This is a genomic window from Antrihabitans stalactiti (genome assembly GCF_012932915.1).
In the GTDB taxonomy this organism is placed as follows: domain Bacteria; phylum Actinomycetota; class Actinomycetes; order Mycobacteriales; family Mycobacteriaceae; genus Antrihabitans; species Antrihabitans stalactiti.
In genome coordinates this window covers 46,771-65,851 of record NZ_VCQU01000001.1, presented here as the reverse complement: position 1 = coordinate 65,851, position 19,081 = coordinate 46,771, and the positions used below count along the sequence as shown (strand labels likewise).

Here is a 19,081-nt window from a genome sequence, read left to right as displayed (position 1 = left end):
CCCTTCGTGTGAAAAGTGTCGTACGGTGCCATTGACACTGCTGGGGAAGGAGTGTCGCAACGAGCACTGAGGGGTCCGAGGTGCTGTGGTTGTCGGTGCAAGGGAGAGAGCTGTGAAGCTAAGGTCGTGCAGCCGCGAAAAGCGGCAGGCGCAGACCGCGGTACGGGCATTGATCGGTCTCGTGATTGCGACTGCGTTAGCTGTCGCTACTCCCGGGCAAACGTTCGCCGTACCGCCGCCGCCACCTAATCCGAGCGACAACGACATCGCCAACGCCGGCGAGAACGTCAACTCGCAACTCGGTGCTGTCGGTGACCTGATCAACCAGATCGCGAACGCGGACGAGCAGCTACGCAAACTCGACGACGCGGTCGCAGCCAAGCGCGAAGAAGTCAACAAAGCGCTGGTAGACCTGCAAAACGCACGCTCAGCACAAGACGTTGCCGCTGCGGCGATCGGTGCGACAGCGCAGGCGCTCACCGACGCAGGCGCGCAGATCGAAGCGGCGCAGAAGAAGTTCGACGGTTACGCCGCGAAGTCGTACACACAGGGCAATGCGAGTGCCACCTCGGTGGCCTCCTACCTCGGTTCGACGTCGCCGGAAGAGGCGCTGGCCAGGGCACAAACGCTGCAGCTCGTCTCGTCGAGCCAACAGTCCGTGCTCGACGGATTGCAGCGCGCTCGGACCGAACAGGCCAACAAAGCCTCCTCGGCCAAGAAGGCCAAGCAGGATGCCGACGCCGCAGCGCAGGAAGCCGTCGCCAAGAAGGGCGAAGCCGAGCAAGCTATTACCGTCGCGCAGTCGGCACTAGCTCAGCAAGCGGCCCGCAAGTCGTCCATCGAGCAGCAGAAGTCGGCAGCGGAGGCACAGCTCGCCGCCGCGAGGACCAATGTCGCCGGGCTGCAAGGGCAACGCGACGCCTACGCGAGCTGGGACGCGCAGAAGACTGCCGAGCAGCAGGCCATCATGGCCGCCACGTCCGTCGCGCAGCAGCTGGCACTCGAGGCTGCCGCCCGTGTGGCTGCAAACCAAGCTGCGCGTGATCGCGCTGCCGAATTGGCTTCCGGCACAAGGTCGCACACCGCGCTGGACGACGACGATGCTGCCGTGACGGTCAAACCACGCACGAAGACCAAGCCCAAGACCAAGCCGAGGCCTGCGGTCACGGGCGACGATGCTGTCGAGACGGTCGTCGACCGTGCGATGTCGCAGCTGGGCGTCGAGTACGCGTGGGGCGGCGGGGACGAAGACGGACCAACGCTCGGCATCAGGGACGGTGGTGTCGCCGATTCCTACGGTGACTACAAGAAGACCGGCTTCGATTGCTCCGGGCTGATGATCTATGCCTTCGCCGGTATCGGGATCTCGCTGCCGCACTACAGCGGCTACCAGTACACCTCCGGCGAACAGGTTCCGGTGGCGGACATGCAACGCGGGGACATGCTGTTCTGGGGTCCCAACGGCAGCCAGCACGTCGCGCTGTACATCGGCGACGGGCAGATGATCGAGGCGCCGGAGTCCGGTGACGTCGTCAAAATCTCCGACGTTCGTGAAGACGGCATGATGCCGTACGCAGTCCGGCTGACCGATTAGTGCGTGTCTGCCTGAGAATCGGCCGATAAGGGTGGGGCAGTAGCGGCGGAAACTCGCAACACCTGGAATAGTTGTGACGGGTAGCTGATTCGAGCACGACTCCTAGGTTGAAAGCGGTGGATTCTTGGTGACCTCATCGGACGGCGCAACTGTGACGCTTGCCAGCGACGTGCAGACGCTCGAGAAGGCGATTTACGAGGTCAAACGCGTCATCGTCGGTCAGGACCGCCTGGTTGAGCGGTTGCTCGTCGGCGTGTTGGCTCGCGGTCACGTTCTGCTCGAAGGTGTGCCCGGCGTTGCCAAGACCCTTGCGGTCGAGACGTTCGCGAAGGTCGTCGGTGGCTCGTTCTCTCGTGTGCAGTTCACGCCCGACCTCGTCCCGACCGACCTCGTCGGAACCCGGATCTACCGGCAGGGTCGCGAGGAATTCGACACCGAGCTCGGTCCCGTTGTCGCGAACTTCGTTCTCGCCGACGAGATCAACCGCGCGCCTGCCAAGGTGCAGTCGGCATTGCTCGAGGTCATGGCCGAGCGCCACGTCACCATCGGTGGCAAGACCTACCCGATGCCTGATCCGTTCCTCGTCATGGCGACGCAGAACCCCATCGAGAACGAGGGCGTGTACCCGCTGCCGGAAGCACAGCGCGACCGCTTCCTGTTCAAAGTGCTCGTCGACTACCCGTCGATCGAAGAAGAGCGCGAAATCGTCTACCGCATGGGTGTCATTCCGCCCGAGGCGAAGCCGATTCTCGACCCTGCTGAACTGGTCCGGCTCCAGAAGGTCGCCAGCACTGTCTTCGTGCACCACGCGCTGGTCGACTATGTCGTCCGCGTGATCGCCGCGACCCGCAATCCCGGGGCTCTCGGTCTCACCGACGTCGCGGGCTGGATCGCCTACGGTGCCTCACCGCGTGCAAGCCTCGGCATCATCGCGGCATCGCGTGCGCTGGCGCTCATCCGCGGCCGCGACTACGTCGTTCCGCAGGACGTGCTGGAGATCGTCCCGGACGTGCTTCGCCACCGCTTGGTGTTGTCCTACGACGCGCTGGCCGACGAGGTTTCGCCGGAAGACATCATCACGAAGATCCTGCAGACGGTCGGGTTGCCACAGGTCGCCGCACAGTCCGTAGCGCCGCAGGGGCACCAGGTGCACAGTTCGATTCCGAGCCCCGGCGCGCCGCAGATCCCGCAACCCCCACAAGGTCCGGCCGGTCCGCCGCAGCAACCGGCGCCCCAGTACGCGCCCCCCGCGCCGTCGGGCCAGGGCGGTAACGCCGCGCCGACGTCCCTGACCAAGTCGCAGTGACGGCGCACGCCCCGCCGTCGTTTCGATCGGGTCTACTCGACGACCCGAAGCTGTCCGCAGCGCTGAAGACTCTCGAGCTGACGGTCCGTCGTCGGCTCGACGGAGTTCTGCACGGCGACCATCTCGGCCTCATCCCCGGTCCGGGATCGGAGCCGGGCGACGCGCGGCTGTACCAGCCTGGCGACGACGTCCGCCAGATGGACTGGTCCGTCACGGCCCGCACGACGCATCCGCACGTCCGGATGACAGTGGCAGACCGCGAACTCGAGACGTGGATCGTCGCCGACCTGTCGGCAAGTCTCGATTTCGGCACCGCGCTGTGCGAGAAGCGTGACCTCGTTGTCGCTGCGTCGGCTGCGATCGCTCACCTGACCAGCGGCGGCGGTAACCGGATCGGCGCGGTCGTGACGACGGGAGACCGGCTGACGCGCATTCCGGCCCGCAGTGGGCGTGCCCACGCGAGGTCGATGCTGAGCAAGATCGCGACCACCCCGCATTCGGAGGACGGCGTCCGCGGCGACCTCCGTGCAGGCATCGAGTCGCTGCGTCGCCCGCAGCGCAAACGTGGACTAGCCGTAGTGATCAGCGACTTCCTCGGACCCATCGACTGGCAGCGGGCGCTGCGCTCGATTTCGGCACGCCACGACCTGCTGGCCGTCGAGGTCCTCGACCCGCGCGACATCGAATTGCCCGATGTCGGCGACATCGTCCTGCACGATCCGGAGAGTGGCCGGACCCGCGAGTTCCGTGTCAACGCGAACTTGCGTGCCGATTTCGCCGAGGCAGCGCAAGCACATCGAGACGACGTAGAACAAGCGCTGCGAAGTTGCGGCGCACCCGTCATGACGCTGCGGACCGACCGCGACTGGATCAGCGACGTCGTTCAGTTCGTCGCCACCCGCCGCCACAGTTTCGGCGCACCCGCGAACAAGGCGCCCCGCCAGTGAGTCTTTCCGGTTTCACAGCCCCCATCTGGCTCCTGTTCCTCATCGTCGTAGCAGCGCTCGCCATCGGTTACGTCTTCGCACAGCGGTGGAAGAAGCGCCACACCATGCGCTTCACCAACATGGATTTGTTGGAGAAAGTCGCGCCGACGCGGCCAGGCGTAGCGCGGCACGTGCCGATCGTGTTGTTGCTGGTCGGGCTACTGACTTTCACGATCGCGGCCGCTGCTCCGACGCAGGACAAGCGAGTGCCTCGCAACCGCGCGACGGTCATTCTGGTGCTCGACGTGTCGCTGTCGATGGAAGCGACCGACGTCAAGCCGAGCAGGCTCGCCGTCGCTCAGGAAGCAGCGAAAGACTTCGCCGACGGCTTGACCCCCGGCATCAACTTGGGCTTGGTCGCGTTCGCCGGAACTGCGTCGGTGCTCGTCTCGCCGACAACGGACCGGGCAGCGACGAAAGCAGCGATCGACCACATCAAGCTCAGCGAGCGCACAGCGACCGGTGAAGGCATCTACTCCGGTTTGCAGTCGATCGAAACGCTGGGTCAGGTCATCGGCGGCGCCGAGGCACCACCACCTGCTCGCATCGTGTTGATGTCGGACGGAAAGCAGACCGTTCCCGACGACAAGGACACGTCCAACCCGCGGCACGCGTTCGTCGCAGCCCGCGAGGCGAAAGCCAAAGGCGTGCCCATTTCGACGATCTCGTTCGGTACCAGCTACGGAACCGTCGAGATCCCGAACGACTCCGGTGGTACCGACACGGTCAAGGTGCCTGTTGACGACGATTCGCTACGGGAGATCGCGAAATTGTCGGGCGGCGAGTTCTACACGGCGTCGAGCCTCGAAGAGCTCACTGCGGTCTACGACACCCTCGAACAACAGATCGGCTTCGAAATCACGAGAGGCGATGCGAGCCGATTGTGGTTCCTGTTGAGTGGGCTTTTCACCGCGGCAGGCCTTGCGGTCGCGCTGCTGGTGCGCCAACGCCTTCCCTAGATTTGTTTCTGACCCGCACACGCTCGCCGAATGCGAGCAGATTAGGTTGTTCACCATGGCGAACCCCACCCCCTCGCGTTCGGTCCTGGTCACCGGCGGTAATCGCGGCATCGGATTGGCTGTCGCACAACGGCTTGCAGCCGACGGCCACAAGGTTGCGGTCACGCACCGCGGTTCGGGTGTTCCCGAAGGCTTGTTCGGTGTGCAGTGCGACGTCACCGACACCGACGCTGTGGACCGCGCTTTCAAAGAGGTCGAAGAGCACCAGGGTGCCGTCGAGGTGCTTGTTGCCAATGCCGGTATCACCGACGACACGCTGTTGATGCGGATGAGCGAAGACCAGTTCACCCGCGTCATCGACGCAAACCTGACCGGCGCGTTCCGCCTCGCCAAACGAGCGAATCGCGCGATGCTGCGGGCGCGGTGGGGGCGACTGATCTTCCTCGGCTCGGTCGTCGGGATGAGCGGTCAGGCAGGCCAGATCAACTACGCGGCGTCGAAGGCCGGTGTCGTGGGTCTTGCGCGTTCGGTAACGCGCGAGCTCGGCTCCCGGTCGATCACTGCCAACGTCGTCGCGCCAGGTTTCATCGAAACGGATATGACCAAAGATCTGCCTGACGACATCCGCGACATGGCGAAGAAGTTCATTCCGCTGCAACGGTTGGGCAAGCCCGAAGACGTTGCCGCTGTCGTCAGCTTCCTCGCATCAGAAGATTCCGCCTATGTCTCCGGTGCCGTCATCCCGGTCGACGGCGGCATGGGCATGGGCCACTAAATCCCTCGAACTGCAGGAGACACATACCAATGAGCGGACTGCTCGAAGGCAAGACCATCCTGGTCACCGGGATCATCACCGACGCGTCGATCGCGTTCCACATCGCGAAGGTGGCGCAGGAAGCCGGCGCAAAGGTCATCATCACCGGGTTCGACCGGCTGCGACTCATCGACCGTATCGCTCAGCGTTTGCCACAGCCGGTGCCGCCGGCGCTCGAGCTGGACGCGACGAACGAGGAGCATCTCGCCACGCTGGCCGACCGCATCCGTGAAATCGCACCCGAGGGCGTCGATGGTGTCGTGCACTCGATCGCGCAGGCGCCGAAGACCTTGATGGGTCCCGATGCGTTGCCGTTCCTGGAGGGTCCCGGTCCGGATGCTGCGCGGGCATTCACAGTGTCTGCGTGGACCTACGCGAGTCTCGCGCGCGCTGTTCTCCCAGTCATGAACGAAGGCGGTTCGATCGTCGGCCTCGACTTCGATCCGCGTACGGCCTACCCGTTCTACAACTGGATGGGTGTCGCGAAAGCGGCGCTGGAATCGGTGAACCGCTACGTGGCGCGCGAGGTCGGCGAGGCGAAGAAGATCCGCTCGAATCTCGTTGCCGCAGGCCCGATCAAGACCCTCGCCGCGAAGGCCATCGCCGGCACCGCCACGGGCGACGCGATGGGGATCAACCAGCTCAACACCTACTGGGATGGCGCGTCGCCGATCGGCTGGAACGTCGACGATCCGACTCCGGTCGCCAAGTCGGTCTGTGCGTTGCTCTCGGATTGGCTGCCGGGTACGACGGGCTCGATCGTCTACGTCGACGGCGGCGCGAGCCACAACACCTGGTTCCCGGAGGGCTTCGGCAGCTAGATGAGCGCCGATGGGCTTCTGTTCCTCTCGTTCGGTGGTCCCGAGCACCCCGACCACGTGTTGCCGTTCCTCGAGAACGTGACGCGTGGCAGGGGAGTGCCTCGTGAGCGACTGCTGGAGGTCGCCAAGCACTACGACCACTTCGGTGGCGTATCGCCGATCAACGAATGCAATCGTCGGATCATCGACGCGGTCGAGGCTGAACTTGCTTCTGCGGGTATCGATTTGCCGGTCTACTTCGGTAACCGCAACTGGGATCCGATGGTCGAGGACACCGTCGGCCGCATGCGCGACGACGGTGTGCGGTCGGCGTTGGTGTTCCCCACCTCCGCTTGGGGTGGCTACTCGGGGTGCTTGCAGTATCACGAGGACATCGCTCGTGCGCGTTCGGCAGTGACCGACGCGCCAGAGTTGACCAAACTTCGGCAGTACTACGACCACCCCTTGTTGGTGGCCGCCTTCGCCGACGCGATCCGAGCAGCCGTCGCGGAGTTACCAACCGAGCGGCGCGCCGGTGCGCGGTTGGTGTTCACGGCACATTCGATTCCGATCGCTGCCGACCGCGCCGCTGGACCACCGGCCCGTGGGGGTGCGCTGTACAGCCGTCAGGTAGCAGAGGCGGCGCGATTGGCCGCTGCCGCAGCGGGTTTCGACGATCACGACCTCGTCTGGCAGTCCCGCTCCGGACCGCCGCAGGTCCCGTGGTTGGCTCCCGACATCGTCGACCACGTGGATGCGTTGGCGGACAAGGGCATCGACGCGATGGTCGTGTGCCCGGTGGGCTTCGTGTCCGACCACCTCGAAGTCATCTGGGACTTGGACAACGAGGCTCGCGAACGCGCTGCGGAGTTGGGCGTGGCTTTCGCCCGCGCCGCGACGCCGGGCACCGACCCACGTTTCGCGCAGCTGGTCGTCGAACTGGTCCGAGAGGTGACGGAGGGAATTCCCCCGCGCCGCTTGGGAAATGAGCCCAGCTACGGCGCAACGGTCGATGGCTCACCGTGTGCGATCGGATGTTGCGGGAGCAAGTAAGCATGGCATGAATGTCACACACAGTCGGTCTGAGCGGTTGAATGTGACATCGATGCAGTGTGGGAACTGGGCTAGCGACCGTTGACGGCCCCAGCGACCGCGGCGAGGCGAGCGGTCCGGACTGCCGACCACAGGGGCCGCAGGGTTTCGTCTCGCGTGTAGGCGGCTGCGGCGGTCGTGGGCAAGGACACCGATTCCCGTTGCGCGACAGCAAGTATGGCGGCGACGTGGTCGGCGGTCTGGAGAATTCGGCGGGCCTGCACGGACATCGAGTCAGGGTAGGTGTGCCGTGCGTAGTCGGCCATCTGCTCCTCGATGTGTTTACGGGCATCGAATTCGTGGCGGTCGACCTCGACTCGTTGGACCGCGGTCAACGCGTCGGCGGCATCTCGGACCGTCTGGCGCATCATGTATTCGGCCTCGCCGAGACCCACCTCGACGGCAGGCACGGCGGGAATCGGGGCGCTGAATGCGGTCCATTGCAGGACGTCCTGCCCGACCCGAATCGGCACCAATCCGTTGCCGGGCCGACCGGGCACACCGATCAAGATGCCCTCGCCTGCGGTGATTGCCGACCGTTCGAATTCGGTGCCCGGTGGCAACCCGCGGACGTCGCCGGGGACCGGCAGGACGAGCCGCAACTCGCCACCGGTATTGCCTGTGCCTTCGCGAATCACCTTGAGCAGGAGTGTGACTCCGGTGTCTTCCGGATCGGGCCATGGCAAACCGGTGCGGATGGCTGTCTCGGCGTCGCTCGCCCCGACGAGGTGCATCGGGGCCCACTCGCCTAGCGCATCGAGGACGTCGTCGGGCGCGGCGCGGCCTGCGAGCCAGGCGCTGGCCCACACGGCGAGAGTGGCGCTCGGGGAACACATAAGAATCGAGCATAGGACGGCGTGGCAACCCGCGCCCGCCGACCCACTTCGCCTAGCGTGGTCGGGCGTGACGACGCGCAATAGCTACGGCGACATCTACTCCGGCCATACCAGGGCCCGCAAACCGGTGATCCCGACGGTGCCCGCCGATCGCGACTTGGTGGTGGAAGATGCCGCCACCGGATTCTGTGGTGCGGTCGTCGGATTCGAGAAGACCTACGACGGCGATTTCGTGCGCCTGGAGGACGGTCGGCGCCGCACGCGGCTGTTCGCGATGCGCGAAGCGGCGTTCCTGCTGGACGGCAAGCCGGTCACGTTGGTCAAGCCGAAGCCGAAACCAGCCACCGCCGGACCGGCTCGCTCGGCCTCGGGGTCGACCAAGGTCGAGGGTTTGCGTGCGCGGGTGGCGCTCGGCAGCCGGATCTGGGTCGAGGGTGTGCACGATGCGGCGCTCGTCGAGCGCGTGTGGGGTCACGACCTGCGGGTCGAAGGCGTCGTCGTCGAGCAGTTGGAAGGGCTCGACAACCTCGGTCCGCGCCTTGCCGAGTTCGGCCCGGGCAAGGGGCACAAGGTCGGCGTCCTCGTGGACCACCTCGTTGCAGGCTCGAAGGAGACCAACCTGACGACGGGTCTGGGGGAGTTCGTGTTGGTCACCGGGCACCCGTACATCGATGTGTGGCAGGCGGTCCGGCCTGCAGCGGTCGGCATCAAGGAGTGGCCGAACGTGCCGCGCGGCGAGGACTGGAAGACCGGCATCTGCCGTCGGCTCGGCTGGGGAACGCCGCAGGAGGGCTGGCGCCGCGTCTACAACGCGGTGAACACGTTCCGCGACTTGGAACCGCCGCTCATCGGCGCGGTGGAGCGACTCGTCGACTTCGTGACCGTGGGCGACTAAGCCCACATGTTGGTCAGGAACTGGAAGCTCGGCGTGTCGTCCAGCGACTGCATCGACTCGTAGATCCGGTTGTACGACGTGGCGGCGATGCGCCAGCGTCCGTCCGCGTCGCGGCGATAGCTGTCGTTGTAGTAGCCGGCGCCTTTGATGACGATGCGGTGCTCCGTCGCGATCACAGTGTCTTCGAACAGCCACGACCCTGTAGCCGCGTCGCCGTCGACGTCGATCTGAGGATGGTTCGCGACGTGAACGGTCGTGATGGCTGGGCCGAGTGCGTCGCGCATGAACGTTGTGACGGCCTCTCGCCCATCGAACGACAGGGGTTCACCCATTGCGTGGGTGCCGTAGCGCCCGACAATGTCGTCGGCGAGTGTGTCGGCGAACTCGTCCCATTGTTTGAGGTCGAGTGCCCGAAAATAGCGGTACTTGAGCTGACGGATTTCTTCTAATGCAACGAGGTCCACGGTCCAAGCATCGCATTTTCTGCCAGCTCGGTATCCTTATAGGCAACTTGCCAACGAGAGGACTTCATGACTGACGCCGACGTGTCGCGCCGACGCAGGTTGGAGCCCGACGCGCGACGTGAGGAAATCCTCGAATGCGCGATCACCATGTTCGGTCAACGACCGTACGCCGCGGTCTCCACCTCCGAACTCGCACAAGAAGCGGGTGTCGCTCGTGGGCTGATCAACCACTATTTCGGGACCAAGCGCGACCTCTACCTCGAAGTTGTGAAGCGAATGGTCGGCATCCCCGCCGTCGATTCGGTGGAGCCGTACCGGGGGTCACTCCGTGAGCGGGTCGAGCAGGGTGTCGACTGGTTGTTGGATTCCATCGAGGCGCACGGCGCGACCTGGGTTGCAGTGACGGGCTCCGAAGGCATCGGCGACGACCCCGAGGTACAGCACATCCTCGACGCCGCAGACACCGACGCTGCTGAACGTGTGCTGATGATTCTCGGCATGAATTCGGGGGAGCGGACCGAGCACACCCGAGCGATGGTCCGCGCGTACGGAGGCATGGTGAAAGCCGCCGGGCGAGAGTGGATTCAGCGTGGCACGCTTACCCGCCCGCAGGTCGCGGCGCTGCTCACCGACTGCCTGGTGACGTTGGCGCAGGAGACTTTTCCGAGGATCGCCGCGATCTGAGGTCGTGGCTACAGTGGAACTGTGGCCGCGCTGATTTGGCTGGTGGCCGGTGTATTGCTTGCTTCGGCAGAGGCGCTGACCGGCGATTTCTTCCTGCTCATGCTGGCGGGCGGAGCGCTCGCGACTGCAGGGGTCAGTGCGTTGACCGACTTTCCACTCTGGCTCGACGCCGTCGTCTTCGGCGTGTTGTCCGTGGCGTTACTAGCCGTGGTCCGGCCAGTTCTGTTGCGCCGCTTCGCCTCCGCAGCCCCTGTTGCGACCAACGCTGCGGCGTTGAGCGGCAAGCATGCCCTGGTGCTGGAGCTGGTCGGTGAACACGGCGGGCGGGTGAAGCTCGACGGCGAGATCTGGACGGCGCGTCCGCTCGACGCCGCGGATGTCTACGAGCCCGGCACGACGGTGACCGTGTTGGAGATCGACGGCGCAACCGCCGTTGTGTGGAAGGGGCTGTGATGGAGGCGCTTATCGCGTTGGGTGTGATCGTCTTGTTCGTCTGTGTCGTGGTCTTCAAGTCGATCGCGCTTGTGCCACAGGCGGAAGCGGCCGTGATCGAGCGGCTCGGCAGGTACGCGCGGACCGCGTCGGGGCAACTGACCTTTCTTATTCCGTTCGCCGATCGGATCCGCGCGAAGGTCGATCTGCGCGAGCGTGTCGTGTCCTTTCCGCCGCAACCCGTGATCACTCAGGACAACCTGACCCTGCACATCGATACCGTCGTGTACTTCCAGGTCACGAACCCGAAGGCTGCGGTGTACGAGATCAGCGACTACATCGCCGCCGTCGAGCAGCTGACCGTGACGACCTTGCGCAACGTCGTCGGCGGCATGACGTTGGAGGAGACGTTGACGTCGCGTGATTCGATCAACGGCCAGCTGCGCGGGGTCTTGGACGAGGCCACGGGACGGTGGGGTCTGCGGGTGGCTCGTGTCGAGTTGAAGAGTATCGATCCGCCTCATTCCATCCAGGAATCGATGGAGAAGCAGATGAAGGCGGACCGGGAGAAGCGTGCCGTGATCCTCAACTCCGAGGGCGTTCGCGAGGCGTCGATCAAGACCGCGGAAGGAAATAAGCAGAGCCAGATCCTAGCCGCGGAGGGTGCCAAACAGGCCGCGATCCTGTCCGCCGAAGGTGAGCGTCAGTCCGCGATTCTGCGTGCGCAAGGCGAACGTGCCGCGCGGTACCTCGAGGCGCAGGGTGAGGCGAAAGCTATCGAAAAGGTTTTCGCCGCAATCAAAGCCGGCAAGCCGACGCCGGAACTGCTCGCCTATCAATACCTGCAGACCTTGCCGACGATGGCCCAGGGTGACGCGAACAAGGTGTGGCTGGTGCCCAGCGATTTCGGTGATGCACTCAAGGGGTTCGCCAAGACCCTGGGCAAACAGGGCGACGACGGGATTTTCCGTTACGAGTCCAGCCGCACCGACGAGGACGTGCCGAAGGTCGACGACGACGAGGTTGCGGACTGGTTCAACACGCGGACCGACCCCGACATCGCCCAAGCGGTCCGGGAGGCGGAAGCGGCGGCGAGGAAGCCGGTGGAACCGAGCCCTGTCACGAACACGCACGAGGTCGGCTGGGCGCCGCACGGGGAGTTGACCGAATAGTCGTCCCATCGCGGTGATCACGGACATAAGTACCGAAAACCGGCCGATTTTGGGTACTTTTCCCCGTGATCAACAAGGTGGGGGGTCAGCGGGGGTCAGCTGAACATCCCCCGACCGATACCGGCGGCGGCGCAGGCCCAGAGGACGCTGGCGAAGGTGCCGATGATGAATTGCTCGGAGGCCGTGGGTTCGCGGAGTTCGGGGTAGCGGGCGAGGCCTTTGACCGCCATGACGATGGCGATGCCTTCGGGACCTTTGGCGGTCAGGATGGCTGCGGCGACTGCGGCGCGTTCGAGGATGCCGATGATGAGGCCACCGCGCAGCGGGCCGCTACCGACCGGGCCAGAGGTGGATCCCGCCGTTCCTTGGCGCCGCGCGATCCGGAAAGCCAATGGGGGAATGGATATTCCACCGGTTGCCGCAGCGCCGACAGCAAGGACCGCTGTGGCGGCCACGCCGAACCCCTTCACCGGTTGGCCGGCTGCTGCGAAGACGGCTGCGGCGGCGAGAGCGGTGATGGCAACGGCGGGCGCCAGCCATTGCGGAAGCTTTTTCCAACTCAACGCGGGCGGCACGATCGCGGCTATTCCGAGAAACACCAATGCGGCAACGCTCATTCTTCGTCTGCCTCACCCAAGAGTCGTGCAGCGAGCGCCCTTGCGGGACCCTCTGCCTGCCAGCCGGCTGCGGAGAGCCGTTGTGACACGGCCTGTTTGCTGATTCCGAGCTTATCGGCAGCCTCCGACTGACTCAGTCCTTGCCGGACTTGCGCGACCGCGGCGTGTCCTTCGCGGGAGCGGCGCGCGACGAGCATGGCGAGCAGCGTCATTATCGCCTCGGCATCAGCAGCCGCCTGCTCGTCGACGCCGTCGACCGCGATGCCCGCAGGCGTGTTCTTGGCTCGCGTCACCGCAGTGCGGGCCGCCTCGAATGCCGGGCCCCGGCCTGCGCGGGTGGTTTCCGGTAGCGGCTCGTCGACCGGCCCGATGCCGATGCCGACGCTCCAATGACCGTCGCGGACGAGTTCCAATGCGATGTCGACGACCACGCTGGGGTCGTCGGCGACGCCCTGGATCTCGTCGCCTGCGGTCCGCTCGAACCGGCGGACGAGGGGGTGCTGCGCGAGGTCGGCAATCAGTCCGTCGACACGATCGACATCGCGTCGACTGTGTCGCTGATCGACCGTCATGACGTACATCAGTCAAGGTTAAAGAATTGACTCTTAAGAATCAAGTGCTCAAGCTTGTCTAGCCGTTATCAAGTTCTATCGCTTGACGCGACTGGCATGCGTGCATCGAGTACCAAACCGATGATGCCGAGGGTGACACCAACTCCGGACACGATGAGCAATGCGGGGTTCGTTTGCCCCGTCAGCGCATCGCCGAGGATCACGACGGAGACTGTGCCCGGAATCACACCGACGACTGTGGCCAGGGTGTACGGGAGCGTCCGAACGGCCGAAATCCCACTGCAGTAGTTGATGACGGAGAAGGGCAACGGCGCGATCAGGCGCAGCGAGCCGACCGCCAGCCACCCGCGCCGTTCGAGCCTGGCATCGATCGATCGAACCGCCGGGTGGGTCATTCGCTCTGCGAACCATTCACGGCCGATCGCGCGGACCGCCAGAAACGCGAGCACCGCACTGACCGTCGTAGCGGAAATCGCAATAACGATGCCGGTCAGAGACCCGAAAAGCACGCCGCAACTCAACGTGAAGAAGGTCCTCGGGATGGGAAAGACGGTAATCAGCGCATACGCCAGAAAGAACAAGAATGGGAACGTCGGTCCCACCGAGTCGGCCCAGGCGCGGACCTGATCGATGCTCGGCAGCGGCAGCAACGTTGCGGCGACGAAAATGGCGACACATGCGAGACCGACGGCGAGCAATCGTGGATCTCGAAGGCGCCTGCTCACAAGGTCAAAGGCTACCCGCCAGTAGCCCGTTCCGCGGTCAAGGCCGTCCGCGACGGCAGTTAGCATCATGTCAACAGTGACCGGCTCGATCATCGATTTGCTCGAGCGAAAGAGGACGTCAGACGTGTCGAATACAGCAGAAACCGGCTACACCGAGTGGCAGCGCGGGGTCGCGGGTGTGTTGGCCAAGGCCCGGCGAGTTGATCCGAGCGAGCTCCCTGCCAACCCTGAGACCTTGCTCGGTGCCGCGACCTACGACGGGATCACCATCTCGCCGTTGTACAGCAGTCGTGACGATCTGCCTGAGTCGACGTTGCCCGGCGAATTTCCGTTCGTCCGTGGTCGCGATGCGGGTCGAGACGTCAACAGAGGCTGGCTCGTCAGCGGGCGGTTCGGTGGCACCGATGCGGCGCAGACGAATGCGTCGATCCTCGACGGGCTCGAGAACGGCGTCGGCGCGATTTGGCTGACGGTCGGTACGAGTGGCGTCGCAGCGGCCGCGATCCCGGCCGCGCTCGATGGCGTCCTACTCGATCTCGCGCCATTGACCCTCGATGCTGGCACGGACGTCGTCGCTGCCGCCGACGAACTGTTCTCGATCCTCGACGCACGTCCCGCAGACAGTCCTGACGTCACGATCAACCTGGGCGCCGCTGCGCTCACGAGCCGCTTTTCGGGCAAGGCCGATCTCGACTTGGCCGGAACGGTCGAACTCGCCGGACGCGCGGTCCAGCGCGCGGAGACCGTGCGGGCCATCACCGTCGACGGGACCGCGTTTCACAACGCTGGTGCGAGCGATTCCGAGGAACTCGGTGCGGCGGTCGCAGCCGGACTGGAGTACCTCCGCGCCTTGACCGGTGCGGGTGTGGCGATTACCGCGGCGCTGCGGCAGATCGAGTTCAGGTTCGCTGCCACCGACGACCAGTTCCAGACGATCGCGAAGTTCCGTGCAGCACGCACCGTCTGGGCGCGCGTCGCGCAGGTATGCGGCGCATCGGAATTCGGTGGCGCACCACAACACGCGGTCACGTCGGAAGCCATGCTCGCGCAACGTGATCCATGGGTGAACATGCTCCGCACCACGTTGGCAGCCTTCGGCGCAGGTGTCGGTGGAGCCGATTACGTGACGGTCCTGCCGTTCGACGCATCACTGCCTGCCGACGCCGTCGAGGCTTCCCCGGCCTTCAAGGCACGCATGGCGCGGAACACGCAGTTGCTGCTGCTGGAGGAATCGCACCTCGGTCGAGTCCTCGATCCTGGCGCGGGCTCCTGGTACATCGAAAACCTCACTGCCGCAATCGCGGAGAAGGCATGGGAGTTCTTCCAGAAGATCGAGGCGGACGGCGGCTACGTCGCCGCGCTGGAGGCAGGTTCGATCGCAGACGCTATCGCTGCAACGAAGGCGCAGCGCGATTCCGATGTGGCGCATCGACGTAAGTCGATCACCGGCGTGAACGAATTCCCGAACCTGGCGGAGAAGCCGTTGAACACGGTGGGCAGCAACGACGTTGCACGGTACGGCGCCGCGTTCGAGGCGCTGCGCGATCGTTCCGATGCCTACCTCGCAGCGAAGGGTGTGCGGCCGCGGGTGCTGATCGCCGCGCTCGGTCCGGTTGCCGAGCACAACGTTCGCACGACGTTCGCGTCGAACCTGTTGGCGTCGGGCGGAATCGAGACGGTCGTCGACGATTCGGACGCCACTGTCGCCATCTTGTGCGGTACCGACGCTCGCTACACAAGCGAAGGCGAAGCAAAGGTCACCGAATTGCGAGCGGCCGGCATCACGACTGTCCTCGCTGCCGGACCCGAGAAGGCATTCACCGGCGAAACACGGCCGGACCACTACTTCACTGCACGAATCGACGCCGTTGCGGCGTTGTCGCAGTTGCTCGAGACATTGGGAGCGTGACGTGACCACTGACGGCATCAAACACGTGATCGGCAGTTTCGCCGACGTACCGCTGGTCGATTCCAGTTATGCGACGCCGCCGCCGCCGAGCGAAGAGCAGGTGCGCAAACACGTCGAAGCTGGTGCGGCAGCGAACAATTACGCACCGGACCAGGTTGTGTGGCATACGCCGGAGGGCATCGATGTTCGCCCCGTCTACACCGGTGCCGATCGCGCGGAGGTCGTGAAAGAGGGCTACCCCCTCGATTCGTTCCCCGGCGCGGCGCCGTTCGTTCGCGGACCGTACCCGACAATGTACGTCAACCAGCCGTGGACGATTCGTCAGTACGCCGGGTTCTCGACCGCAGCGGATTCGAACGCCTTCTACCGCCGAAACCTGGCCGGTGGGCAGAAGGGTCTGTCGGTCGCATTCGACCTCGCCACCCACCGCGGTTACGACTCCGACCACCCCCGCGTGCAGGGTGACGTCGGAATGGCCGGTGTAGCAATCGATTCCATCCTCGACATGCGCCAGCTGTTCGACCACATTCCGCTCGACCAGGTCAGTGTGTCGATGACGATGAACGGCGCCGTACTGCCGATTCTCGCGCTGTACGTCGTCGCGGCCGAGGAGCAGGGCGTACCGCCGGAAAAGCTGGCGGGGACCATTCAGAACGACATTCTCAAAGAGTTCATGGTCCGCAACACCTACATCTATCCGCCGAAGCCGTCGATGCGCATCATCTCCGACATCTTCGCCTTCACCAGCGCGAAAATGCCCAAGTTCAACTCGATTTCGATCTCGGGCTACCACATCCAGGAAGCCGGAGCGACAGCCGACCTCGAGCTGGCGTACACCCTCGCCGACGGCGTCGAATATCTTCGCGCGGGCATCGAGGCCGGCATGGAGGTCGACAAATTCGCCCCGCGACTGTCCTTCTTCTGGGCGATCGGGATGAACTTCTTCATGGAGGTCGCCAAGCTGCGTGCGGGTCGGTTGTTGTGGGCCGAGCTGGTGGCCAAGTTCGAGCCGAAGAGCGCCAAGTCGCTGTCGCTGCGTACCCATTCGCAGACCTCGGGATGGTCACTCACCGCGCAGGACGCGTTCAACAACGTCGCGCGCACCTGCATCGAGGCGATGGCAGCAACACAGGGTCACACCCAGTCGTTGCACACCAACGCACTCGACGAGGCGCTCGCCCTGCCGACGGACTTCTCCGCCCGCATCGCGCGCAACACCCAGCTGCTGCTGCAGCAGGAGTCGAACACCACGAGGCCGATCGATCCATGGGGCGGTTCGTACTACGTCGAATGGCTGACCCATCAGCTGGCGAATCGGGCGCGCGCGCACATTGCCGAGGTCGAAGAAGCCGGTGGTATGGCTCAAGCCATCGGTGAGGGTATTCCGAAGCTGCGCATCGAGGAGGCCGCGGCGCGGACGCAGGCCCGAATCGACTCGGGCAGGCAGCCGGTCATCGGCGTCAACAAGTATCAGGTCGCCGAGGATCACGAGATCGAGGTCCTCAAGGTCGAGAATTCGCGGGTGCGCAAAGAGCAGATCGACAAGCTCGTGCAGCTGCGCGCGGACCGTGATCCTGCCGCGGTGGAGGGTGCGCTCGCCGAGTTGACCAGGGCCGCAGCGTCATCCGACGGCGGGATGGAAAACAACCTGCTCGCCCTCGCGATCGACGCCGCCCGCGCGAAGGCTACGGTCGGGGAAATTTCCGATGCCCTGGAGAAGGTGTACGGCCGGCACAAGGCCGAGATCCGTACTCTTGCAGGCGTGTACCGGGACGAGGCAGGTGACGTGAGGAATATCAAATCTGCGTCGGAGTTGGTCGAGAAGTTCGCCGAGGACGAGGGTCGTCGCCCCCGCGTCTTGGTCGCGAAGATGGGCCAGGACGGTCACGACCGCGGCCAGAAGGTGATCGCAACGGCGTTCGCCGACATCGGCTTCGACGTCGACGTCGGCCCGCTCTTCCAGACGCCCGAGGAGGTCGCCCAGCAGGCGGCGGACAACGACGTGCACGTCGTCGGTGTGTCCTCGCTGGCGGCGGGTCACCTCACGTTGGTGCCGGCCTTGCGGCAGGCGCTGGCCGATGCCGGCAGGCCCGACATCATGGTGATCGTCGGTGGCGTGATCCCGCCCGGTGACTTCGACGAGTTGTACGCGGCCGGTGCTGCGGCAATCTTCCCGCCGGGCACCGTGATTGCCGATGCTGCGATCGACTTGCTCGGCAAGCTCAGTGCACAGCTGGGCCATGACCGCACCTGACGTCGGAGCCCTCGCGGAGTCGATTCGTCGTAACGAGCGCGCGGCACTCGCGCGCGCCATCACATTGGTCGAGTCGACGCGAGCCGATCACCGCGATGCGGCGCAGCAGTTGCTGCTCGACCTGTTGCCCGATGCGGGCGGCTCGCACCGTGTCGGTATCACCGGCGTTCCGGGCGTGGGGAAGTCGACGTTCATCGATTCGCTCGGGATGCGGCTGATCGATCAGGGGCATCGGGTCGCGGTTCTGGCGGTCGATCCGTCGTCCACGCGGACCGGCGGCTCGATTCTCGGTGACAAGACGCGAATGTCTCGTCTCGCCGTCGAACCCAACGCCTACATTCGGCCGTCTCCGACGTCGGGAACCCTTGGGGGAGTGGCGAAAGCGACACGGGAGACGATCGTGCTCCTGGAAGCTGCGGGCTACGACGTGATCCTCGTCGAGACCGTCGGTGTCGGGCAGTCCGAAGTGACCGTGGCGAACATGGTCGACTGCTTCTGCTTCCTGACTCTGGCACGGACCGGAGATCAGTTGCAGGGCATCAAGAAAGGTGTGCTCGAGCTCGCCGACGTCGTCGCCGTGAACAAGGCCGACGGCAAGCACCTGACCGAGGCCCGCAGTGCGGCAAGGGAACTCCAGGGTGCGTTGCGGCTGATCTATCCGCACGACGCGCTGTGGAAGCCGACAGTGCTGACGATGAGCGGCCTGGAGGAGTCGGGTCTCGACGAGTTCTGGGACACGGTCCTGCGGCACCAGAAGGTGCTCACCGAGGCGGGTGAGTTCGAGGAGAAGCGGCGTCGTCAGCAGATCGACTGGATGTGGACGATGGTCAACGACCAACTGCTGCGCCGACTCGCCGCCAACCCAGAGGTCAAATCGATCCGAAAGTCCGTCGAACAGCAGGTCCGGGAGGGTTCGCTGACTGCCGCCCTTGCGGCGGAACAGATTTTGAAGGCCTTCGACTCCTAGAAC

At 64.9% G+C, this 19,081-nt stretch carries 19 protein-coding genes; 14 read left to right on the top strand and 5 right to left on the bottom strand.

Translation table 11 applies throughout. From position 1 onward, the window contains the following. The first annotated feature begins 112 nt into the window (after positions 1-112). From FGL95_RS00340 to FGL95_RS00310, 7 genes are all read left to right on the top strand, one after another. Complete coding sequence (locus FGL95_RS00340) at positions 113-1,594, top strand: NlpC/P60 family protein (RefSeq protein ID WP_169584195.1); 1,482 nt, start codon at positions 113-115, stop codon at positions 1,592-1,594. Positions 1,595-1,721: 127 nt separating this feature from the next. Further along, on the top strand, positions 1,722-2,900 hold the full coding sequence (locus FGL95_RS00335) for an AAA family ATPase (protein ID WP_169584194.1): 1,179 nt from the start codon (positions 1,722-1,724) through the stop codon (positions 2,898-2,900). Next, positions 2,897-3,847: a DUF58 domain-containing protein gene (locus FGL95_RS00330; protein ID WP_169584193.1), complete on the top strand. Its 951-nt coding sequence runs from the start codon at positions 2,897-2,899 to the stop codon at positions 3,845-3,847. The genes FGL95_RS00335 and FGL95_RS00330 overlap by 4 nt, the downstream gene beginning before the upstream one ends. Then, positions 3,844-4,845 (top strand): VWA domain-containing protein, encoded by a 1,002-nt coding sequence (locus FGL95_RS00325; RefSeq protein WP_169584192.1) that lies wholly within the window; start codon positions 3,844-3,846, stop codon positions 4,843-4,845. Before FGL95_RS00330 ends, FGL95_RS00325 begins: the two co-directional genes overlap by 4 nt. 55 nt (positions 4,846-4,900) lie before the next feature. Next, complete coding sequence (gene fabG1 / locus FGL95_RS00320) at positions 4,901-5,620, top strand: 3-oxoacyl-ACP reductase FabG1 (RefSeq protein WP_169584191.1); 720 nt, start codon at positions 4,901-4,903, stop codon at positions 5,618-5,620. Positions 5,621-5,649: 29 nt separating this feature from the next. Beyond that, positions 5,650-6,480: an NADH-dependent enoyl-ACP reductase InhA gene (gene inhA, locus FGL95_RS00315; protein WP_169584190.1), complete on the top strand. Its 831-nt coding sequence runs from the start codon at positions 5,650-5,652 to the stop codon at positions 6,478-6,480. Beyond that, positions 6,481-7,512, top strand: coding sequence for a ferrochelatase (locus tag FGL95_RS00310; protein ID WP_169584189.1), 1,032 nt, complete (start codon positions 6,481-6,483; stop codon positions 7,510-7,512). 71 nt (positions 7,513-7,583) lie between these two features. On the opposite strand, the gene FGL95_RS00305 is transcribed toward FGL95_RS00310, so the two are convergent. Then, positions 7,584-8,387: a hypothetical protein gene (locus FGL95_RS00305; RefSeq protein WP_169584188.1), complete on the bottom strand. Its 804-nt coding sequence runs from the start codon at positions 8,385-8,387 to the stop codon at positions 7,584-7,586. Between the two features lie 67 nt (positions 8,388-8,454). Between FGL95_RS00305 and FGL95_RS00300 the strand changes: the two genes are divergently transcribed. Next, entirely contained in the window at positions 8,455-9,282 is an 828-nt protein-coding gene (locus FGL95_RS00300) for a DUF3097 family protein (RefSeq protein ID WP_169584187.1), read from the top strand. Here FGL95_RS00300 and FGL95_RS00295 read toward each other — a convergent pair. Then, entirely contained in the window at positions 9,279-9,746 is a 468-nt protein-coding gene (locus FGL95_RS00295; protein ID WP_169584186.1) for a nuclear transport factor 2 family protein, read from the bottom strand. The two genes, FGL95_RS00300 and FGL95_RS00295, sit on opposite strands and share 4 nt — an antisense overlap. Before the next feature lie 66 nt (positions 9,747-9,812). On the opposite strand from FGL95_RS00295, the gene FGL95_RS00290 reads away from it, so the two are divergent. The 3 genes from FGL95_RS00290 to FGL95_RS00280 are packed head-to-tail and all read left to right on the top strand — an operon-like array spanning position 9,813 to position 12,034. After that, complete coding sequence (locus tag FGL95_RS00290) at positions 9,813-10,430, top strand: TetR/AcrR family transcriptional regulator (protein ID WP_169584185.1); 618 nt, start codon at positions 9,813-9,815, stop codon at positions 10,428-10,430. Between the two features lie 21 nt (positions 10,431-10,451). Continuing rightward, positions 10,452-10,883 carry an NfeD family protein gene (locus tag FGL95_RS00285; protein ID WP_169584184.1) on the top strand — a complete coding sequence of 144 codons (432 nt, stop codon included), beginning with the start codon at positions 10,452-10,454 and terminating at the stop codon, positions 10,881-10,883. Further along, positions 10,883-12,034: an SPFH domain-containing protein gene (locus tag FGL95_RS00280; protein WP_169584183.1), complete on the top strand. Its 1,152-nt coding sequence runs from the start codon at positions 10,883-10,885 to the stop codon at positions 12,032-12,034. The genes FGL95_RS00285 and FGL95_RS00280 overlap by 1 nt, the downstream gene beginning before the upstream one ends. A gap of 95 nt (positions 12,035-12,129) precedes the next feature. Here the strand turns inward: FGL95_RS00280 and FGL95_RS00275 are convergent, their stop codons facing one another. From FGL95_RS00275 to FGL95_RS00265, 3 genes are read right to left on the bottom strand one after another with little or no spacing between them, the layout of a single operon-like run. After that, positions 12,130-12,651 carry a hypothetical protein gene (locus FGL95_RS00275; RefSeq protein WP_169584182.1) on the bottom strand — a complete coding sequence of 174 codons (522 nt, stop codon included), beginning with the start codon at positions 12,649-12,651 and terminating at the stop codon, positions 12,130-12,132. Beyond that, the gene (locus FGL95_RS00270; RefSeq protein ID WP_169584181.1) at positions 12,648-13,232 is read right to left on the bottom strand and encodes a helix-turn-helix domain-containing protein; all 585 of its coding nucleotides are present in this window, start codon (positions 13,230-13,232) and stop codon (positions 12,648-12,650) included. The genes FGL95_RS00275 and FGL95_RS00270 overlap by 4 nt, the downstream gene beginning before the upstream one ends. Before the next feature lie 59 nt (positions 13,233-13,291). Beyond that, entirely contained in the window at positions 13,292-13,948 is a 657-nt protein-coding gene (locus tag FGL95_RS00265) for a TVP38/TMEM64 family protein (RefSeq protein WP_338079658.1), read from the bottom strand. A 67-nt stretch (positions 13,949-14,015) separates the two neighbouring features. Here FGL95_RS00265 and FGL95_RS00260 point away from each other — a divergent pair, with 67 nt between their 5' ends. The 3 genes from FGL95_RS00260 to meaB are packed head-to-tail and all read left to right on the top strand — an operon-like array spanning position 14,016 to position 19,078. After that, the gene (locus FGL95_RS00260; protein ID WP_169584180.1) at positions 14,016-15,857 is read left to right on the top strand and encodes a methylmalonyl-CoA mutase family protein; all 1,842 of its coding nucleotides are present in this window, start codon (positions 14,016-14,018) and stop codon (positions 15,855-15,857) included. 1 nt (position 15,858) lies between these two features. Then, positions 15,859-18,111 (top strand): methylmalonyl-CoA mutase, encoded by a 2,253-nt coding sequence (gene scpA / locus FGL95_RS00255; protein WP_169584179.1) that lies wholly within the window; start codon positions 15,859-15,861, stop codon positions 18,109-18,111. Continuing rightward, entirely contained in the window at positions 18,098-19,078 is a 981-nt protein-coding gene (meaB, locus tag FGL95_RS00250; RefSeq protein ID WP_169584178.1) for a methylmalonyl Co-A mutase-associated GTPase MeaB, read from the top strand. The genes scpA and meaB overlap by 14 nt, the downstream gene beginning before the upstream one ends. Positions 19,079-19,081 lie beyond the last annotated feature (3 nt).

Coding starts and splice junctions, on each gene's coding strand:
- inhA (WP_169584190.1), top strand. CDS start 5,650: ATGAGCGGACTGCTCGAAGGCAAGACCATCCTGGTCACCGGGATCATC.
- FGL95_RS00275 (WP_169584182.1), bottom strand. CDS start 12,651: ATGAGCGTTGCCGCATTGGTGTTTCTCGGAATAGCCGCGATCGTGCCG.
- FGL95_RS00290 (WP_169584185.1), top strand. CDS start 9,813: ATGACTGACGCCGACGTGTCGCGCCGACGCAGGTTGGAGCCCGACGCG.
- FGL95_RS00270 (WP_169584181.1), bottom strand. CDS start 13,232: ATGTACGTCATGACGGTCGATCAGCGACACAGTCGACGCGATGTCGAT.
- meaB (WP_169584178.1), top strand. CDS start 18,098: ATGACCGCACCTGACGTCGGAGCCCTCGCGGAGTCGATTCGTCGTAAC.
- FGL95_RS00310 (WP_169584189.1), top strand. CDS start 6,481: ATGAGCGCCGATGGGCTTCTGTTCCTCTCGTTCGGTGGTCCCGAGCAC.
- FGL95_RS00280 (WP_169584183.1), top strand. CDS start 10,883: ATGGAGGCGCTTATCGCGTTGGGTGTGATCGTCTTGTTCGTCTGTGTC.
- FGL95_RS00305 (WP_169584188.1), bottom strand. CDS start 8,387: ATGTGTTCCCCGAGCGCCACTCTCGCCGTGTGGGCCAGCGCCTGGCTC.
- FGL95_RS00260 (WP_169584180.1), top strand. CDS start 14,016: ATGTCAACAGTGACCGGCTCGATCATCGATTTGCTCGAGCGAAAGAGG.
- fabG1 (WP_169584191.1), top strand. CDS start 4,901: ATGGCGAACCCCACCCCCTCGCGTTCGGTCCTGGTCACCGGCGGTAAT.